The sequence below is a fragment of the Streptomyces sp. NPDC048389 genome, assembly GCF_040706335.1.
GTDB lineage: Bacteria > Actinomycetota > Actinomycetes > Streptomycetales > Streptomycetaceae > Streptomyces.
This window is the reverse complement of record NZ_JBEZKP010000023.1, coordinates 82,900-99,046: the sequence shown is the minus strand read 5'-3', so window position 1 is coordinate 99,046 and position 16,147 is coordinate 82,900. Positions and strand designations below refer to the sequence as shown.

Annotated in this window: 16 protein-coding genes; 6 read left to right on the top strand and 10 right to left on the bottom strand. The window is 73.0% G+C overall.

Annotation, left to right across the window (positions count from 1 at the left end; genetic code table 11):
- From AB0903_RS18200 to AB0903_RS18180, 5 genes are all read right to left on the bottom strand, one after another.
- The coding region (locus tag AB0903_RS18200; RefSeq protein ID WP_366703880.1) for a biotin/lipoyl-containing protein at positions 1–392 on the bottom strand (392 nt) is incomplete at its 3' end.
- A 55-nt stretch (positions 393–447) separates the two neighbouring features.
- The gene (gene lpdA, locus AB0903_RS18195; RefSeq protein ID WP_366703878.1) at positions 448–1,836 is read right to left on the bottom strand and encodes a dihydrolipoyl dehydrogenase; all 1,389 of its coding nucleotides are present in this window, start codon (positions 1,834–1,836) and stop codon (positions 448–450) included.
- A gap of 956 nt (positions 1,837–2,792) precedes the next feature.
- Positions 2,793–4,304: a leucyl aminopeptidase gene (locus tag AB0903_RS18190; protein ID WP_366703876.1), complete on the bottom strand. Its 1,512-nt coding sequence runs from the start codon at positions 4,302–4,304 to the stop codon at positions 2,793–2,795.
- Between the two features lie 143 nt (positions 4,305–4,447).
- Entirely contained in the window at positions 4,448–4,708 is a 261-nt protein-coding gene (locus tag AB0903_RS18185; RefSeq protein ID WP_366703874.1) for a hypothetical protein, read from the bottom strand.
- A gap of 67 nt (positions 4,709–4,775) precedes the next feature.
- The gene (locus tag AB0903_RS18180; RefSeq protein ID WP_366703872.1) at positions 4,776–5,612 is read right to left on the bottom strand and encodes an adenosylcobinamide-GDP ribazoletransferase; all 837 of its coding nucleotides are present in this window, start codon (positions 5,610–5,612) and stop codon (positions 4,776–4,778) included.
- 43 nt (positions 5,613–5,655) lie between these two features.
- Here AB0903_RS18180 and AB0903_RS18175 point away from each other — a divergent pair, with 43 nt between their 5' ends.
- Positions 5,656–6,411 carry a hypothetical protein gene (locus AB0903_RS18175; RefSeq protein ID WP_366703870.1) on the top strand — a complete coding sequence of 252 codons (756 nt, stop codon included), beginning with the start codon at positions 5,656–5,658 and terminating at the stop codon, positions 6,409–6,411.
- A 284-nt stretch (positions 6,412–6,695) separates the two neighbouring features.
- Here AB0903_RS18175 and cobT read toward each other — a convergent pair whose 3' ends face one another.
- A complete protein-coding gene (gene cobT, locus AB0903_RS18170; protein WP_366703868.1) occupies positions 6,696–7,814 on the bottom strand; it encodes a nicotinate-nucleotide--dimethylbenzimidazole phosphoribosyltransferase in 1,119 nt (372 codons plus the stop codon).
- Between the two features lie 60 nt (positions 7,815–7,874).
- Positions 7,875–9,074, bottom strand: coding sequence for a bifunctional adenosylcobinamide kinase/adenosylcobinamide-phosphate guanylyltransferase (locus AB0903_RS18165; RefSeq protein WP_366703866.1), 1,200 nt, complete (start codon positions 9,072–9,074; stop codon positions 7,875–7,877).
- A 95-nt stretch (positions 9,075–9,169) separates the two neighbouring features.
- Between AB0903_RS18165 and AB0903_RS18160 the strand changes: the two genes are divergently transcribed.
- Positions 9,170–9,373, top strand: a complete 204-nt coding sequence (locus AB0903_RS18160) for a hypothetical protein (protein ID WP_100106757.1) — start codon at positions 9,170–9,172, stop codon at positions 9,371–9,373.
- A gap of 307 nt (positions 9,374–9,680) precedes the next feature.
- On the opposite strand, the gene AB0903_RS18155 is transcribed toward AB0903_RS18160, so the two are convergent.
- From AB0903_RS18155 to AB0903_RS18145, 3 genes are all read right to left on the bottom strand, one after another.
- Positions 9,681–10,775, bottom strand: a complete 1,095-nt coding sequence (locus AB0903_RS18155) for a trypsin-like peptidase domain-containing protein (protein WP_366703864.1) — start codon at positions 10,773–10,775, stop codon at positions 9,681–9,683.
- Positions 10,776–10,896: 121 nt separating this feature from the next.
- Positions 10,897–11,634, bottom strand: a complete 738-nt coding sequence (locus AB0903_RS18150) for a methyltransferase domain-containing protein (RefSeq protein ID WP_366703894.1) — start codon at positions 11,632–11,634, stop codon at positions 10,897–10,899.
- A gap of 71 nt (positions 11,635–11,705) precedes the next feature.
- Positions 11,706–12,305 carry a DUF3043 domain-containing protein gene (locus tag AB0903_RS18145; protein WP_366703863.1) on the bottom strand — a complete coding sequence of 200 codons (600 nt, stop codon included), beginning with the start codon at positions 12,303–12,305 and terminating at the stop codon, positions 11,706–11,708.
- A 272-nt stretch (positions 12,306–12,577) separates the two neighbouring features.
- On the opposite strand from AB0903_RS18145, the gene AB0903_RS18140 reads away from it, so the two are divergent.
- From AB0903_RS18140 to AB0903_RS18125, 4 genes are all read left to right on the top strand, one after another.
- Positions 12,578–13,381, top strand: a complete 804-nt coding sequence (locus AB0903_RS18140) for a PspA/IM30 family protein (protein WP_366703861.1) — start codon at positions 12,578–12,580, stop codon at positions 13,379–13,381.
- A 41-nt stretch (positions 13,382–13,422) separates the two neighbouring features.
- On the top strand, positions 13,423–13,722 hold the full coding sequence (locus AB0903_RS18135; protein WP_366703859.1) for a hypothetical protein: 300 nt from the start codon (positions 13,423–13,425) through the stop codon (positions 13,720–13,722).
- Between the two features lie 396 nt (positions 13,723–14,118).
- A complete protein-coding gene (locus AB0903_RS18130) occupies positions 14,119–15,369 on the top strand; it encodes a sensor histidine kinase (RefSeq protein WP_366703857.1) in 1,251 nt (416 codons plus the stop codon).
- Complete coding sequence (locus AB0903_RS18125; RefSeq protein WP_366703855.1) at positions 15,366–16,055, top strand: response regulator transcription factor; 690 nt, start codon at positions 15,366–15,368, stop codon at positions 16,053–16,055. Before AB0903_RS18130 ends, AB0903_RS18125 begins: the two co-directional genes overlap by 4 nt.
- Positions 16,056–16,147: the final 92 nt, after the last annotated feature.

The window sequence follows — 16,147 nt, the reverse complement described above, 5'->3', positions numbered from 1 at the left end:
GCCTGCCGGGCCCAGCGGCTACCTCCGTCAGGCCCACTCCATGCCCACCTTCCGCAGCGCGCCCAGTTGCTCTGCCGTGAGTTTGTCGCGTCCTGGGCCGGGGCGGCGGGGGCCTCGGCGGCGGCCGGGGCCGGAGCCTCGGCCGGGGCGCCGGAGCCGTCGTCGATGACGGCCAGCTCGGCGCCGACCTCTACGGTCTCGTCCTCGGCGACCTTGATGGACGCCAGCACGCCGGAGGCAGGGGCGGGGATCTCGGTGTCGACCTTGTCGGTCGACACCTCGAGCAGCGGCTCGTCAGCCTCGACGCGCTCTCCCTCGGCCTTCAGCCAGCGGGTGACAGTGCCCTCGGTGACGCTCTCACCGAGCGCCGGAAGGGTTACGGAAACCGCCATGGTTTCAGTTGCTCCTTAACGATGTGCGGAAGTGGTCTGTCGCGCCCGTGACTGATCAGTCGTGGGAGTGCAGCGGCTTGCCGGCCAGGGCCAGGTGGGCCTCGCCGAGCGCTTCGTTCTGCGTCGGGTGCGCGTGGATGAGCTGCGCGACCTCGGCCGGCAGAGCCTCCCAGTTGTAGATCAGCTGAGCTTCACCGACCTGCTCGCCCATACGGTCACCGACCATGTGGACGCCGACCACGGCGCCGTCCTTGACCTGGACGAGCTTGATCTCGCCCGCGGTCTTCAGGATCTTGCTCTTGCCGTTGCCCGCGAGGTTGTACTTCAGGGCGACGACCTTGTCCGCACCGTAGATCTCCTTGGCCTTGGCCTCGGTGATACCGACGGAGGCGACCTCGGGGTGGCAGTACGTCACCTTCGGCACACCGTCGTAGTCGATCGGGACGGTCTTCAGACCGGCCAGCCGCTCCGCCACCAGGATGCCCTCGGCGAAGCCGACGTGCGCGAGCTGGAGGGTCGGGACCAGGTCACCGACGGCGGACACGGTGGGCACGTTGGTCTGCATGTACTCATCGACCACGACGTAGCCGCGGTCCATCGCGACGCCCTGCTCCTCGTAGCCGAGGCCCTGGGAGACGGGACCGCGGCCGATGGCGACCAGGAGGACCTCGGCCTCGAAGGTCTTGCCGTCGGCGAGCGTGACCCGCACGCCGTCCTGGGTGTACTCCGCCTTCTCGAAGAAGGTGCCCAGGTTGAACTTGATGCCGCGCTTGCGGAACGCGCGCTCCAGCAGCTTCGAGCTGTTCTCGTCCTCGACCGGGACCAGGTGCTTGAGGCCCTCGACGATGGTGACGTCGGTGCCGAAGGACTTCCACGCGGAGGCGAACTCGACGCCGATGACGCCGCCGCCCAGGATGATCGCGGACTTCGGAACGCGGTCCAGGACCAGCGCGTGGTCCGAGGAGATGATGCGGTTGCCGTCGATGTCCAGGCCCGGCAGGGACTTCGGCACGGAACCGGTCGCCAGGAGGACGTGGCGGCCCTGCACGCGGCGGCCGTTCACGTCGACGGAGGTCGGGGAGGACAGCCGGCCCTCACCCTCGATATAGGTCACCTTGCGGGAGGCGACCAGACCCTGCAGCCCCTTGTAGAGGCCGGAGACGACCTCGTCCTTGTACTTGTGAACGCCCGCGATGTCGATGCCCTCGAAGGAAGTCTTGACACCGAACTGGTCGGCCTCACGAGCCTGGTCCGCGATCTCGCCGGCGTGCAGCAGAGCCTTCGTGGGGATGCAACCGTTGTGCAGGCAGGTGCCGCCCAGCTTGTTCTTCTCGATCAGTGCGACGTCCAGGCCCAGCTGAGCTCCGCGCAGCGCCGCAGCGTAACCGCCGCTACCACCGCCGAGGATCACTAGGTCGAAAACGGTGCTGGCGTCGTTCGCCACGTCACGTCCTCCATGCATGTGCGCCGTTCGCCGGGCCCCCGTCTCGGGAGATGACCGGCCGGTCGGCTGGTGTTCGGCCGCTGATTCTTCGGCCCTGTGGTGGGGGCCCTGTCCTGCCGGGAACCCATCTTCGCACTTGTTGACGGGAGGCGGGACGCGGGGCCGTAGCTTGAGATGGTGAGCTTGAGCGCGTTTCGCGGTTACCGGGGGGTACGGGGCCGCTGCGCGGAGCCGTTTCCCCGCCCCGTCCCTTCCCGGACCGGGACGAAGCCCCGGCCCCCGCCCCGACCCGGCCGCGCCCCCGGCGGGGCCGGCCCGCGCCTCGATCCCGACGCCCTGGCGGGCGTGGGGGCACCTCGGCGTGGCCGGTCTCGCGTAGCGAAGCCCGTCGGCCCGTAGAGGCGTCCGCCGGGCTGCTCCGCCCCAGCGTCGATGCCGGCCCGGCCCGGCGCTACCTCTCTCCCGCGGCCGCCAGGTCGTAGAAGGAGACCGAGCCCCGCGCCGCCGAGCCCGCGGGTCACCCCGGTGACGGACGCCGGAGCCCCGGGCCCGGGGCTGTAGCGCTCGGCCGGGCGTGGCCCCGCGTACCGCCCGGCCGAGCGCTACCCGGTACCGGGGCGGGACAATGCCCGGCGCCGCGCCGAGGCCGGTGCCCCGAGCACTGCCCGGAGGCCGTGGGTGGGTCCCGGTCCGCAGGGTGGGCCGGTGTCACACTCCGGCCGGGCCGTGCCACGCGTACCGCCCGGAAGGCGGAGACGGGGCTCGGTGCCCGGCGCCGCGCCGAGGGCGCTGCCCCGAGCACTGCCCGGAGGGCGGTGACCGGGTGCCGAGAGCGGACGGGTGCCACGCCCTCGGCCGGGCGGAGTACCGAGCACCGTCGGACGCGGTACCCGGGGGCCCGGGGCTTGCCCCGGTTCGGGAAGGGGACGGGGTGGGGAAACAGCCCGCCGCAGGCGTCAGCCCAGGTCGCCCGCGGCCGTCCGCTCCGCCAGCTTCACCAGCGTGCGGACCGACGCACCCGTGCCGCCCTTCGGCGTGTAGCCGTACGGCGCACCCTCGTGGAACGCGGGACCCGCGATGTCCAGGTGCGCCCAGGTGATGCCCTCGCCGACGAACTCCTTCAGGAACAGGCCGGCCACCAGGCCGCCGCCCATCCGCTCACCCATGTTCGCGATGTCGGCGGTCGGGGAGTCCATGCCCTTGCGCAGGTCGGCGGGGAGCGGCATGGGCCAGGATGCCTCGCCGACCTCGTCGGCGATCTCGTGGATCGCGGTACGGAAGGCGTCGTCGTTCGCCATGATGCCGAACGTACGGTTGCCCAGCGCCAGCACCATCGCGCCGGTCAGCGTCGCGACGTCCACGATCGCGTCCGGGTTCTCCTCCGACGCCTTCGTCAGCGCGTCCGCGAGTACCAGGCGGCCCTCGGCGTCGGTGTTGAGCACCTCGACCGTCTTGCCGCTGTACATGCGCAGGACGTCACCCGGTCGGGTGGCCGTGCCGGACGGCATGTTCTCGGCGAGCGCCAGCCAGCCGGTGACGTTGACCTCGAGGCCCAGCCGCGCGGCGGCGACGACGGCGGCGAACACGGCGGCCGCGCCGCTCATGTCGCACTTCATCGTCTCGTTGTGGCCGGCCGGCTTCAGGGAGATGCCGCCCGAGTCGTAGGTGATGCCCTTGCCGACCAGCGCGAGCGTCTTGGCGCCCTTGGAGTGGGTGTAGGAGAGCTTGACCAGGCGCGGCGGGTTCTGCGAGCCCTGGCCGACGCCGAGGATGCCGCCGAAGCCGCCCTTGGCGAGCGCCTTCTCGTCGAGCACCTGGACCTTGACGCCGTGCTCCTTGCCGGCGGCGGTGGCCACGGCGGCGAAAGCCTCGGGGGTGAGGTCGTTCGGCGGGGTGTTGACGAGGTCGCGCGCGCGGTTGATCTCCTCGACGAGAGCGACGGCGCGCTCCGCGGCGGCCTTGAACGCCTTGTCCCGGGGCTTGGCCCCCAGCAGGGCGACCTCGGCGAGTGGCTTCTTCCCGCCGTTGCCGTTCTCCTGGTACGCGGTGAAGGCGTACGCGCCGAGCAGCGCGCCCTCGGCGATGGCCTCCGCGTCCTCCACGGACTCCATGGGCAGCGCGAAGGCGGCCTTCTTGGAGCCGGCCAGCGCACGCGCAGCGGCCCCGGCCGCACGGCGCAGCGCCTCGGTGCCGTACGCGTCGTCGTCCTCGGGAGCGGCGCCGAGCCCGACCGCGAGCACGACCGCGGCCTTGATGCCGGAGGGTGCGGGGAGCTTGGTGATCTCGCCCTCGCCACCGCCGGCGCCGAGGGTCTCCAGAACGGAGGCGAGCTTGCCGTCGAACGCCTTGTCCACGGCCTCGGCGCCCGGCGAGACGACCGGGCCCTTGGCGCCCTTCGCCACACCGACGACGAGGGCGTCGGCGCGCAGCGTCGCAGCGCCTGCAGTGCTGAGAGTGAGAGCAGTCACGGTGGTGAAATCTCGCTTCCGTTGAGTTCTGAAGGTCCAGCGAGGCGGATCGGCACCTCACACGGGAGAAGAGCCTACGCGCGGTCGCCCGTGCGCATCACGGCGGCGGTGGTCCGCCGGCGCACGGCTCGCACCGGTGGGCGTCAACGGGAGAGGACGTAGCAGGTGAGCGACGCCTCCGGGTGTGCCCAGTCCTCCTCGCCCGTGTTGGCGGACCAGATCAGGTCACCCGCGGCCTCTTCGGTCCACCGGTCCGGTGCCAGGAACCATGCCTGCTCGCACCGGTCGCCAGCCATGTCGTCGGACTCTGCTTCGGGCGCGTACGCCGGATTGCCGATGGGTTCGCGGGCGAAGACCCGCGCGGCGTGCGGCTGTTCGCAGTCCACTCGCACGGCGAGCCCCACGAGCCCGACACCGGGACCATCCGGTGTGCGTCGTGGTTGCCTGCCGGAAGATCACGGAACGGGATCGTCAGCCCAGCGCCAGCGCCACCAGCGCCACCGTTCCCGCCGTCTCGGCGAGCGCCCCGAACACGTCGCCCGTCACCCCCTGGAACCGCCGCAGGCAGTGGCGCAGCAGGAGTTGGGCGGCCAGCAGGCCGGTCGCCGCCGCGAGAGCGTGGTGCAGGGAGGCGTACGGGCCGAAGAGCGCTCCCGAGGCCGCCGCCCAGCCGACGGCCAGGGCGGTCACCGCGAGCGCGGCGGGTACGGGGACGGCCCCGGCCACCGCCGCGCCGAGGCCCTCGGGGCGGGCGGGCGGGACGCCCGGGCGGCAGGCGAGGGTGAGCGCGAGCCGGGCGGTGACGCCGCTGAGGGCCGCGGCCGTCGCGCCGAGCGCCCAGCTCTGCCCGTACAGCTCCGCCAGTGCCGCGACCTGCGCCACGAGGACGAACAGCAGGGTGATGACGCCGAACGGGCCGATGTCGGACTGCTTCATGATGCGCAGCGCGTCCTCGGCGGGCCTGCCGCTGCCGAGGCCGTCGGCCGTGTCGGCGAGCCCGTCCAGGTGCAGGCCCCGGGTGAGGACGGCCGGTACCGCCGCGGTGACCGTGGCGGCGAGCAGCGGGCCGGCTCCCAGCAGGGTCAGCAGCCCGCCCGCCGCGGCCGCGCACAGGCCGACGGCGAGCCCGGCGAGCGGCGCGCAGAGCATCCCGGCGCGAGCGGCTCCGCGATCCCAGCGGGTGACGCGGACGGGGAGCACCGTGAGGGTGCCGAAGGCGAAACGTATGCCGTGCGCGATGGCCCGGGGAGCGGTCGGAGGGGTCACCGCGCGAGGGTAGCCCGTGCCACGCGCCGGTAGATTGCGCATGACGCGTAATGCGGGCAAAGCGGACCAAGCGGAAGTGGGTGGCATGGGTCACTGGTTCTACCGCAACATCCTGGAGCCGGGAAAGCTCCCGATGCTGCTCGCGCTGGCCTCGTTCGTACTCACGTTCCTGCTCACCCGTACGGTCACCAGGCTGATCAGGGCCGGACGGGGGCCTTTCAAGAACGTCACCCCCGGTGGGATGCACATCCACCATGTGGTGCCCGGCGTCATCCTGACCGTGATCGGCGGTTTCGGCGCCGTCGGAAGCGGCCGGCAGGGCGTCGCGGCCGCCGTGTTCGCGGTCGTCTTCGGGATGGGGGCGGGGCTGGTGCTCGACGAGTTCGCCCTGATCGTCCATCTGGACGACGTCTACTGGACCGAGCAGGGCCGCCAGAGCGTCGAGGTCGTCGTGCTGGCGACCGCCCTCGCGATGCTGGTCCTCAGCGGTTCCTCCCCGCTCGGCGTCGACGAACTGACCCCGGACGAACGCCAGAACCGCGCCGCGGTGATCCTCACGGTCGTCGGCAATCTGCTCTTCGCCCTGATCGCCCTCCTCAAGGGCAAGGTGAGGATGGGCCTGCTCGGGGTTCTCGTGCCGGCGCTGGCACTCGTCGGTGCGCTGCGCCTGGCACGCCCCGAGTCGTACTGGGCCCGCAGGTTCTACCGCCGCCGCCCGAAGGCCCGGGCGCGGGCGCGCCTGCGTTCCATCCGCCACGACCGGCGCTGGGCGGGTCCGCGCCGGGCGTTTCAGAACCTGATCGGCGGGACGCCGGACCGGGTGCCGCCCCGCGACCCGTGACCGCGGCGCGGATGCCGTCCCGGGAGCCGTGACCGAGGCACCGTCCCCGGACCTCCACCACCGCGTGCGGGCCACCATCGCCGCCGTGGTCAAGGCCGAATCTTCCTGCCCGCGAGACCGATCTCCGCCCTTGGGGCGGGTCGGGCATCGCGGTGACGACCGGCCCCGTCGTCGGCCGCGGCCGGCTCCGCACCGGGTGCGGCAGCGCGGTCGGCGGGACGGCGGCGAACGCCATGCGCCACGCGCCGCCGCCCCGTGTCACCGCCGTGCCCGGCCGCTGAGCGTCACGCCTCCGGGGACCCGGCCGGCCCCGCCGCTCCCGGCTCCTGCGCCTCCTGCGCCTCCGTGTCCGCCGGGTCGGGCCGCTCCGGGAGCTCCGCCGCCAGCGCGGCCGCCGCCTGCACCATCGGCAGCGCCAGCAGCGCGCCCGCCCCCTCGCCGACGGTCACACCGTGGTCGAGCAGCGGGTGGAGCGCCATCCGGTCCAGCGCCTTGGCCTGCGCCGGCTCACCGCTCACCTGCCCCGCGAGCCACCAGTCCGGCGCCCGGAACGCCGCCCGCTGCGCGACCATCGCGCACGCCGCCGACACCACGCCGTCCAGGATCACCGGCATCCGGCGCACCGCGCTCTGCAGCAGGAACCCGGTCGTCGCCGCCAGATCCGCGCCGCCCACCGTCGCCAGCAGCTCCAACTGGTCGCCCAGCACCGGCCTGGCCCGCCGCAGCGCATCCCTGACCGCCGCGCACTTGCGCATCCAGGTCAGGTCGTCGATCCCGGCACCGCCGCGCCCGGTCACCACCGAGGCGTCCGTGCCGCACAGGGCCGCGATCAGCGTCGCCGCCGCAGTCGTACCTCCGACGCTCAGATCGCCGAGCACGACGAGGTCGGTCCCCGAGTCGGCCTCCGCGTCGGCGATCGCCATGCCGAGGCGCACGGCCTGCTCCACCTCGTCGGCGGTGAGCGCGTCCTCGATGTCGATACGGCCGCTGCCGCGCCGCACCCGGTGCCGCGTCACCTCCTCGGGCAGCAGCGCCGGGTCGCAGTCCAGACCGGCGTCGACGATCCGCACCGGTACGCCCAGCCTGCGGGCCAGCACCGCCACCGTGCTCGTGCCTTCCAGCACGTCCCGCACCAGCCGGTGGGCACTGCCGGGCTCCCGGGCGGACACGCCCAGTTCTGCGACACCGTGGTCACCGGCGAAGAGCAGCACGCGCGGCTGCTCGACCGCCTTGACCGGTACGGACGCCTGCGCGGCGGCGAGCCACTCGCCCAGCTCGTCGAGACGGCCGAGCGCCCCCGGCGGCACGGCCAGCCGCTCCCGGCGTTCCTCGGCGTCACGCCGCGTGCCGCTGTCGGGGCGCTCGATCAGATCGGAGAAGTCGTCGAGATTCAGCCTGCTCATTCGCCGAACAGTACCGGCACCGGACGCGGTCCGGCCGTGCGGTACCGGCCTGTTCGCGGGTCAGCCGCGCAGCACGAGGGCCTGGCCCGCGACCACCAGCAGCACGTGCTCGCACTCGGCGGCGAACGCGGAGTTCAGCCGGCCCAGTTCGTCCCGGAAACGCCGCCCGGAGGCGGTGGCCGGGACCACCCCGGAGCCCACCTCGTTCGTCACCGTCACGACCGTACGGGGCGTCGCACGTACCGCCGCGAGGAGTTCGCCGACCCGCTCGCGCAGCACCCGCTCGCCCTCGGCGGCCCACCGCTCGTCGTCCCAGGCACCCGCCTTGTCCATCGCGTCCGTCAGCCACAGCGACAGACAGTCGATCAGGACCGGAGGCCCGTCCTCCGCCAGTACCGGCACGAGGTCGCACGTCTCCGCCGTACGCCACGAACCGGGGCGGCGCTCACGGTGCGCGGCGACCCTGGCCGCCCACTCGGGGTCGCCGTCCCTGCCGCCGCCGGTCGCGACGTACAACACGTGCGGGAACGCGTCCAGCCGCCGCTCCGCCTCCAGCGACTTCCCCGAGCGGGCCCCGCCGGTCACCAGCGTCCGCCGGGGCACGTCCGGCACCGCGTGGTACTCGCCGACGATCAGTGTCGTCCCGTCCGGCACGGCACGGGCGCCCGCCGCCGCCAGACGGCGGGTGAGCTCCGGGCCTCCGGGGACGTCGTGGTCGAGATGCACGGCGACCACGTCCGTCGTCGCCCCGATCGCGCCCGCCGCCCGCAACCGGGCGATCGCGTCCGGGCGGCCGACGACGTCACCCACGACCATCTCGTACGCGGCCAGCCCCTCCGCGAGCCCGGCCGGTGCCGCACCCGGCGGCAGGTACAGCAGCCGGTCCCCGCCCGGGGACGTCACTTCGTACCCCGTGCCCGGGTGGTCCATCGACAGTGCCCGCACCCGGTGTCCGCTGATCAGCGTCAACTCCCGTCCGTCCGGCACCCTCCCCGCCGTCGGGAGCCCGGCCGGAAGGTCCACGGGCGGCCCGTCATGAGGGTGTGTCAGCAGCACCTGCCGTACGCCCGCGAGCGAATGCCCCGCGCGAGCGGCGGCGAGCGCGGCGCCCGGAGTCAGGTCGAGGAGCAGCGCGCCGTCCACGAGCAACGCGGTCGCGGCCCGCGCCTCGGGCCCGCGGGCGGTCGCGCACACGGCGCAGGGGCAGTCGGTCCGGGGGAGTCCGGCGGGGGCGCCGGTGCCGAGCAGAGTCAGTTCCACGCCTCTGATCCTGCCGTCTCGCCCCGGGCGGTGCGCGCCCGGCTACGCTGCGGGCAGCAACTGATCAGCTTGCCCTAGGGACGTGGGAGGCGCACATGGCGTGGACGTGGCGGTTCGAGAAGTCCGACGGTACGGAGGTGCCGCCGGCGGTGGAGCCGGAGGAGTTCACGACACAGGGCGACGCGGAGTCCTGGATCGGTGAGCACTGGAGGGAACTCCAGGAAGGCGGCGCCGACCAGGTCGTCCTCTCCGAGGACGGGACGAAGATCTACGGCCCGATGAGCCTCCACGAGTCCTGACGCGGACGGCGCGCGGGGGCGGTCCGGTGCGGGTGCGTGACGCCTGCGGCGGGCTGCTCCCCTCCCCGCCCTTCCTGGCGTACCGATGCGCGTGCCCCGGCGTGGCGGGCAGGCCGGGCCCCGTACCGCGCTGTGCGCGGCGTCTTCGGGGCTTCCTCGGGTCTCCCGGGCGCCGGTATCGCCCCGGCCGGGCCCGGTAGTGCCCCGGGCCTCCGGCCCCGGGCATCGCCCGTGCTGTGCGCGGCGTCTTCGGGGCATCGCCCCGGCGCCGGGCCTCGCCCGGGAACCGCGCGCGGCCCCCGTGGTGTCACATCTCGCCCAGCGTGACGCGCACCGTCCGCTCCGCCCCATCCCGCTGCACCGTCACGGACACCGTCTCGCCAGGGCGCCTCGACGCCAGCGCCTCCGCCAGGGACGTGATCGTGGTGATCTCCGCGTTGTCGACCTTCGTGATGATGTCGCCGGCCCGCAGTCCCGCCTCGTCCGCGGGCCCGCCCCGTGTCACGGAGACCACTGCCACGCCGGACGGTCGGTAGCTGCTGTCGAGCACGGTGCGGCCGGTGATGCCCAGGGCGGCCCGGCCCGAGTCGCGTACCTCGCCGTACTCGATGATCTGGTCGGCGACCGTCCGTACCATCGACGCGGGGATCGCGAAGCCGATCCCCGGCGCGATGCTGCCTTCGGGGCCGGGCTCGGACGCGGCGAGCGTCGGAATGCCGATGACCTCGCTGTTCAGGTTGACGAGCGCGCCACCGCTGTTGCCGGGGTTGATCGGCGCCGAGGTCTGCACCATGTTGCCCAGGGTCGCGCCGGTGCCGCCGCCGTCGCCGCTCTCGGTGACCGTGCGCCCGACGGCGGAGACGATGCCCTGGGTCACGCTGCTGGAGAGGCCGAGCGGCGAGCCCATCGCGAGGACGATCTGGCCGACCGCGACCTCGGAGGAGTCGCCGAAGCGCGCGGCCTTGAGGCCCGGAGGGATCGTGTCGAGCTTGATGACGGCGAGGTCCTGTTCGGGGAAGGACGACACCAGCGTCGCGGTCAGCGGCTGCTCGCGGGTGGCGACGACGACCTCGAAGCGCCTGGCGCTGCCCACCACGTGCGCGTTGGTGACGATGTGTCCCCTGTCGTCGTAGACGATGCCGGAGCCCAGGCTCCGAGCGGCCTCGATCTGGACGACCGAGGGCAGCACGTCGTCGATGACCTCCTGGTAGTCGTCCTGGAGTTCACTCGCCACGGCCGGTACGCCGGCGCGGGCCGCGGCTTGCGTGGAGCGCGCGGGCGCCGGACCGGCGGCCGGTGAGCAGCCGCCCGCCAGGACGAGCACGCAGAGCCCGGTGGTCGTGGTCAGCAGCAGGTGGAGGGCCCGCCGACCCGGGCGGAAGGAGCGGAGGGATACGTCCATGCCCGGAGTATCCCTTTTGCCCGCCGTTCGGTGCCTGCGGGGCACCGCCGATCAGGGGGCGCTCGGCCGGGACCGCCGGTGGAGACCCCGCGGGCAAGACCCGGGCCAAGACCCCCGGCGGTCAGATCCGCCGCACTCCGCACAGGTGCAGCAGCGCGGCCACGCCGCGGTACGGGTCGGTGCGGCCGGCGCGTTCCTCCAGCGCCAGGATTTGGTGCAGTTCGTCCGCGGCGGGGAGCTCGACATCGTTGCCGACCTGGTCCGTGAAGACCCGCACCCCGTACCAGGCGTGCAGCGGCGCGGCGATCCCGGCGAGGGTGGCCGTCAGCGCCTCGAGCCGGTCGGCCCGCACGCGCACTCCGAGCCGGTTGGTGTAGGTGTCCGTGTCGAACGCCTCCAGTGCCGACGGCCAGTTCCCGTCCGCCGCGGGCCGCATGGCCAGCGCGTCGCCGTTGCGTACGAGCAACGACAGCAGCCCGCCGGGCGCGAGCATTCTGGCCAGGCCGGCGAGCAGGGCGTCCGGCTCCTCGACGTACATGAGCACGCCGTGGCAGAGCACCACGTCGAAGCTGCCCGGCAGGAAGTGCACACCGGTGTCCCGGCCGTCGCCCTCCACGAGCCGGACGCGCTCGCGGATACCGGCGGGCTCCCCCGCCAGGGCGTCACGGGCGGCCTTCAGTATCACGGCGTCGGACTCCAGTCCGGTGACCGTGTGCCCGGCGCGCGCCAGCCGCAGGGCCTGCGTGCCCTGGCCCATGCCGACGTCGAGCACCCGCAGCCGCTGGCCGACGGGGTACCGCGACGAGATCTGCTCCTCGAGCTGACGGGCCACGAGTTCCTGGCGGACGGTGTTGCGCAGCCCGCCCGCACCGGCGAGCCAGTTCGCGGACGCCTCCGGAGTGAAACCGCCACGCTGCGAGGAATCGGCGCTCAGGGCCGCTCTCCGCGCTTGACCTGCGGCTTCGGCAGCCGCAGTCGACGCATCTGAAGCGTGCGCATCAGGCCGTAGGCCACGGCGCCGCGCTTCGGTTCGTTCGGGAAGCGCTCGCGCAGCTGCTTCTTCAGGCGGATGGCGAGACCGATCGAGTCGACGACGATCATCACGATCACGCCGAGCCAGAGCAGTAGCGCGATGTTCTGCAGCTGGGGGACCCGGACCATGCTCAGCACGAGGATCACCACCGCCATCGGCAGGAAGAACTCGGCCACGCAGAAGCGGGAGTCGACGAAGTCACGCACGAAGCGCCGCACCGGACCCTTGTCACGGGCCGGCAGATAGCGCTCGTCGCCGCTGGCCAGGGCCTGGCGCTGCCTGGCCAGGTCCGCACGGCGGGCCTCGCGCTGGCGCTTCGCCGCCTCCTTGCGGTCCAGCGGCGCGCCGCTGCTCGCACGGCGGCGCTGGCCCTGGGCCTCACTGCGTTTCGGCGTCGGGCGGCCCTTGGGGGCCTCGGGGTCGCGGGGCTGCTTGGAGAGGTCCGCCGTCACCTTCGCGGTGGGGGCCTTCTCTTCGTTGGAACGGCTACGGAACACAAAACACAAGGGTACGGGTTGCCGGGCATGGACCCCACCCCGACGGGGAACGATCCCGCAACGGCGCGTGTCCGTACCGGACAGATCGGACGACAGGCACGGTTTCCCTGACGGCCACCTACTCCTTGCGCCGGATCGGAGCCGCCCGCAGTCGTCCTTGGGGATGAGCGCATCCACGCTCGAACAGTGCGGTAATGGATGCAGGGCCCGTACGCTGGGTTCTAGTTGGAGTGCTGAAGCCGTAGTCCGTCAGAAGGGGGCGCGCGAAGCCCATGAGCGGTGTCATGAAGCGTATGGGGATGATCTTCCGCGCGAAGGCGAACAAGGCCCTCGACCGGGCCGAGGATCCGCGCGAGACCCTCGATTACTCCTACCAGAAGCAGCTGGAGCTGCTGCAGAAGGTCCGTCGGGGCGTGGCCGACGTGGCGACCTCCCGCAAGCGCCTGGAGCTGCAGCTGAACCAGCTCCAGGGACAGTCCTCCAAGCTCGAGGACCAGGGCCGCAAGGCGCTGGCGCTCGGCCGCGAGGACCTGGCCCGCGAGGCACTCTCCCGCCGTGCCGCGCTGCAGCAGCAGGTCAGCGATCTCGAGACGCAGCACCAGACCCTCCAGGGCGAGGAGGAGAAGCTGACGCTCGCCGCGCAGCGGCTGCAGGCCAAGGTCGACGCCTTCCGTACCAAGAAGGAGACCATCAAGGCCACCTACACCGCGGCGCAGGCGCAGACCCGGATCGCGGAGTCCTTCTCCGGCATCTCGGAGGAGATGAGCGACGTGGGTGTCGCCATCCAGCGTGCCGAGGACAAGACCGCGCAGCTCCAGGCGCGGGCCGGTGCGATCGACGAACTCCTGGCCTCCGGTGCGCTCGACGACCAGTCCGGGCTGGCGAAGGACGACATCCAGGCGGAACTGGACCGGCTCTCGGGCGGTACGGACGTCGAGCTGGAGCTTCAGCGCATGAAGGCGGAGCTGGCCGGTGGCCCCGCGCCGCAGCAGGCGATCGAGGGCGGCACCGGAGGTTCGACGGACGCGACGCAGTCGCAGCAGCAGAGCAGCCCGCACAAGTTCGACAAGCAGTGACGGCCTGCAGGAACGGTACGGACGGAGAGTAAGGACTCGTCATGATCGTACGGATCATGGGGGAGGGCCAGCTGGAGGTGGCGGAGAGCCACCTCCCCGAGCTGAACGAGCTCGACGACGAACTGCTCGCGGAGATGGAGAGCGACGACGGGACCGGCTTCCGCCGGACCCTGCACGCGCTGCTGGAGAAGGTCCGCGATCTGGGGGAGCCGCTGCCGGACGATTCCCTGGAACCGTCGGAGCTCATCCTTCCGGCGTCGGACGCGACACTGGAGGACGTCCGGGAACTGCTCGGCGACAACGGCCTCATCCCGGCGCCGGACGGCCCGCTCCCCGACTGACGCCGCCGCGGGCCCCGACGCCTGGGGTGGGGTTCGCCTTCCCGCCGCGCCGGAAGCGCGAAGCTGGGGCCCCGCGGCGGGACCTCACTCCCGGGCTCCGGCCCCACGCCCTCCTGCTGCTCGGCACCGTAGGAGGGTGCCAAGCGGCGGGACCGGATTTCCCTGCGCGGCCTTTCGGCCCGTCCGGCGTTCGAGGAGCGCCGGGTCCGGGCGGAGCCCACAACGAGGCGGAGCCGCACATCGGTCCAGAGAGAAGAGGCGGGGAGGGAGAACGGCCCCGCGCAGCGGCCACGCTCCCACCGCAGCGGCGTCCGGCCCATCCCCGCGCTCCCGCCATCCCCGCGATCCCCGCGCTCCCGCGAACCGCAGCGCCCGCCGCGCGTAACGTTGCCCGACGTGACACGACTCGCCGCCCGGTACGACCGCACCCGCCGCTGGCTGCGCGCACACCCGCTGGCCTTTGACGGCGCCTTGGCGTTCGCCGCGCTGATCTGCATGGCCGTCGGCTCGTTCGCCGACCCGCACGGGCCGCACGGGCCGACCTTCGGCACCCGTACCCCGGACGTGCGCAGCGTGGTGCTGATAGTCGTCGCCGCGGCCGCGCTGGTGTTCCGCCGGCGGGAGCCCATGGGGGTGCTGCTGGTCACCGGCGCGGTGTCCGTCGTGGAGCTGGTGACCGGGGATCCGGCGGCCCCCGTCACGATGGCCGCGGTGATCGCCCTCTTCACGCTGGCCGCCCGGACCGACCGGCCGACCACCTGGCGGGTCGGCCTGATGACGATGGCGGTGCTGACGGGCTCGGCGATGTTCTTCGGGTCGAGCCCCTGGTACACGCAGGAGAACCTGGGCGTCTTCGCCTGGACCGGCATGGCGGCCGCCGCCGGTGACGCCGTGCGCAGCCGCCGTGCCTTCGTCGCCGCCATACGGGAGCGGGCCGAGCGCGCGGAGCGGACCCGTGAGGAGGAGGCGGGGCGCCGGGTCGCTGAGGAGCGGCTGCGGATCGCCCGCGATCTCCACGACGTCGTCGCGCACCACATCGCACTGGTCAATGTGCAGGCCGGTGTCGCCGCCCACGTCATGGACAGGCGTCCGGACCAGGCCAAGGAGGCGCTCGCGCACGTACGGGAGGCGAGCCGCTCCGCGCTGAACGAGCTGCGCGCCACCGTCGGGCTGCTGCGCCAGTCGGGGGACCCGGAGGCGCCGACCGAGCCCGCGCCCGGTCTGGCGGTCCTCGACGAACTGGTCACCCGTTTCCGCCAGGCGGGCCTGCCCGTCGAGGTGGCGCGTGACGACACCGGCGAGACGCCTTCGGCGGCCGTCGATCTCGCCGCGTACCGGATCGTCCAGGAGGCGCTGACCAATGTGCAGAAGCACGCGGGGCCGGACGCCAAGGCCGAGGTGAGCGTCGTACGGGTCGGCCCGCGGCTGGAGGTCACCGTCATCGACAACGGCCCCGCGCAGACGGAGACGGAGACGGCGGCGCGGGGCCGTTCCGACGGCGGCGGCCACGGCCTGCTCGGTATGCGGGAACGGGTCACCGCCCTCGGCGGCACCCTGACGGCGGGGCCCCGCTACGGCGGCGGCTTCCGGGTGCAGGCGATACTGCCGCTGCAGGCGCGGCCGACCCGCGCGGGGGAGGACACATGACGATCAGGGTGCTGCTCGCCGACGACCAGGCGCTGCTGCGCAGCGCGTTCAGGGTCCTGGTGGACTCCGAGCCGGACATGGAGGTCGTCGGGGAGGCGGCCGACGGGGCGCAGGCCGTGGCGCTGGCCCGTTCCGAGCGGGCGGACGTGGTCCTGATGGACATCCGGATGCCCGGCACGGACGGCCTCGCCGCCACCCGGACGATCAGCGCGGACCCGGACTTGTCGCACGTGCGGATCGTCATGCTGACCACCTTCGAGGTGGACGAGTACGTCGTGCAGTCGCTGCGGGCCGGAGCCTCCGGGTTCCTGGGCAAGGGCGCGGAGCCGGAAGAGCTGCTGAACGCGATCCGTATCGCCGCGGCGGGCGAGGCGCTGCTGTCGCCTGTCGCGACCAAGGGCCTCATCGCCACGTTCCTCGCGCAGGGCGGTACCGGGGAAGGCGACGACCGGCAGGAAGGGGACGCCTCGCAGCGGCTGTCGGTCCTCACCGTCCGTGAACGCGAGGTTCTGGTGCTGGTGGCGGGTGGCCGTTCCAACGACGAGATCGCCGAGCAGCTCGAGGTCAGTCCACTGACCGTGAAGACCCATGTGAACCGTGCGATGGCCAAGCTCGGCGCCCGCGACCGGGCCCAACTGGTCGTCACCGCGTACGAGTCGGGACTGGTACGTCCAAGGATTTGGTGAGCCCGGGGCGCGGTACTCCAGTTGCGGTATGCGCGCCCCGCGGAACGGGACCTGCGGTCTACGGATCGTGCTCCTGCGGTGGCCGATGGTGT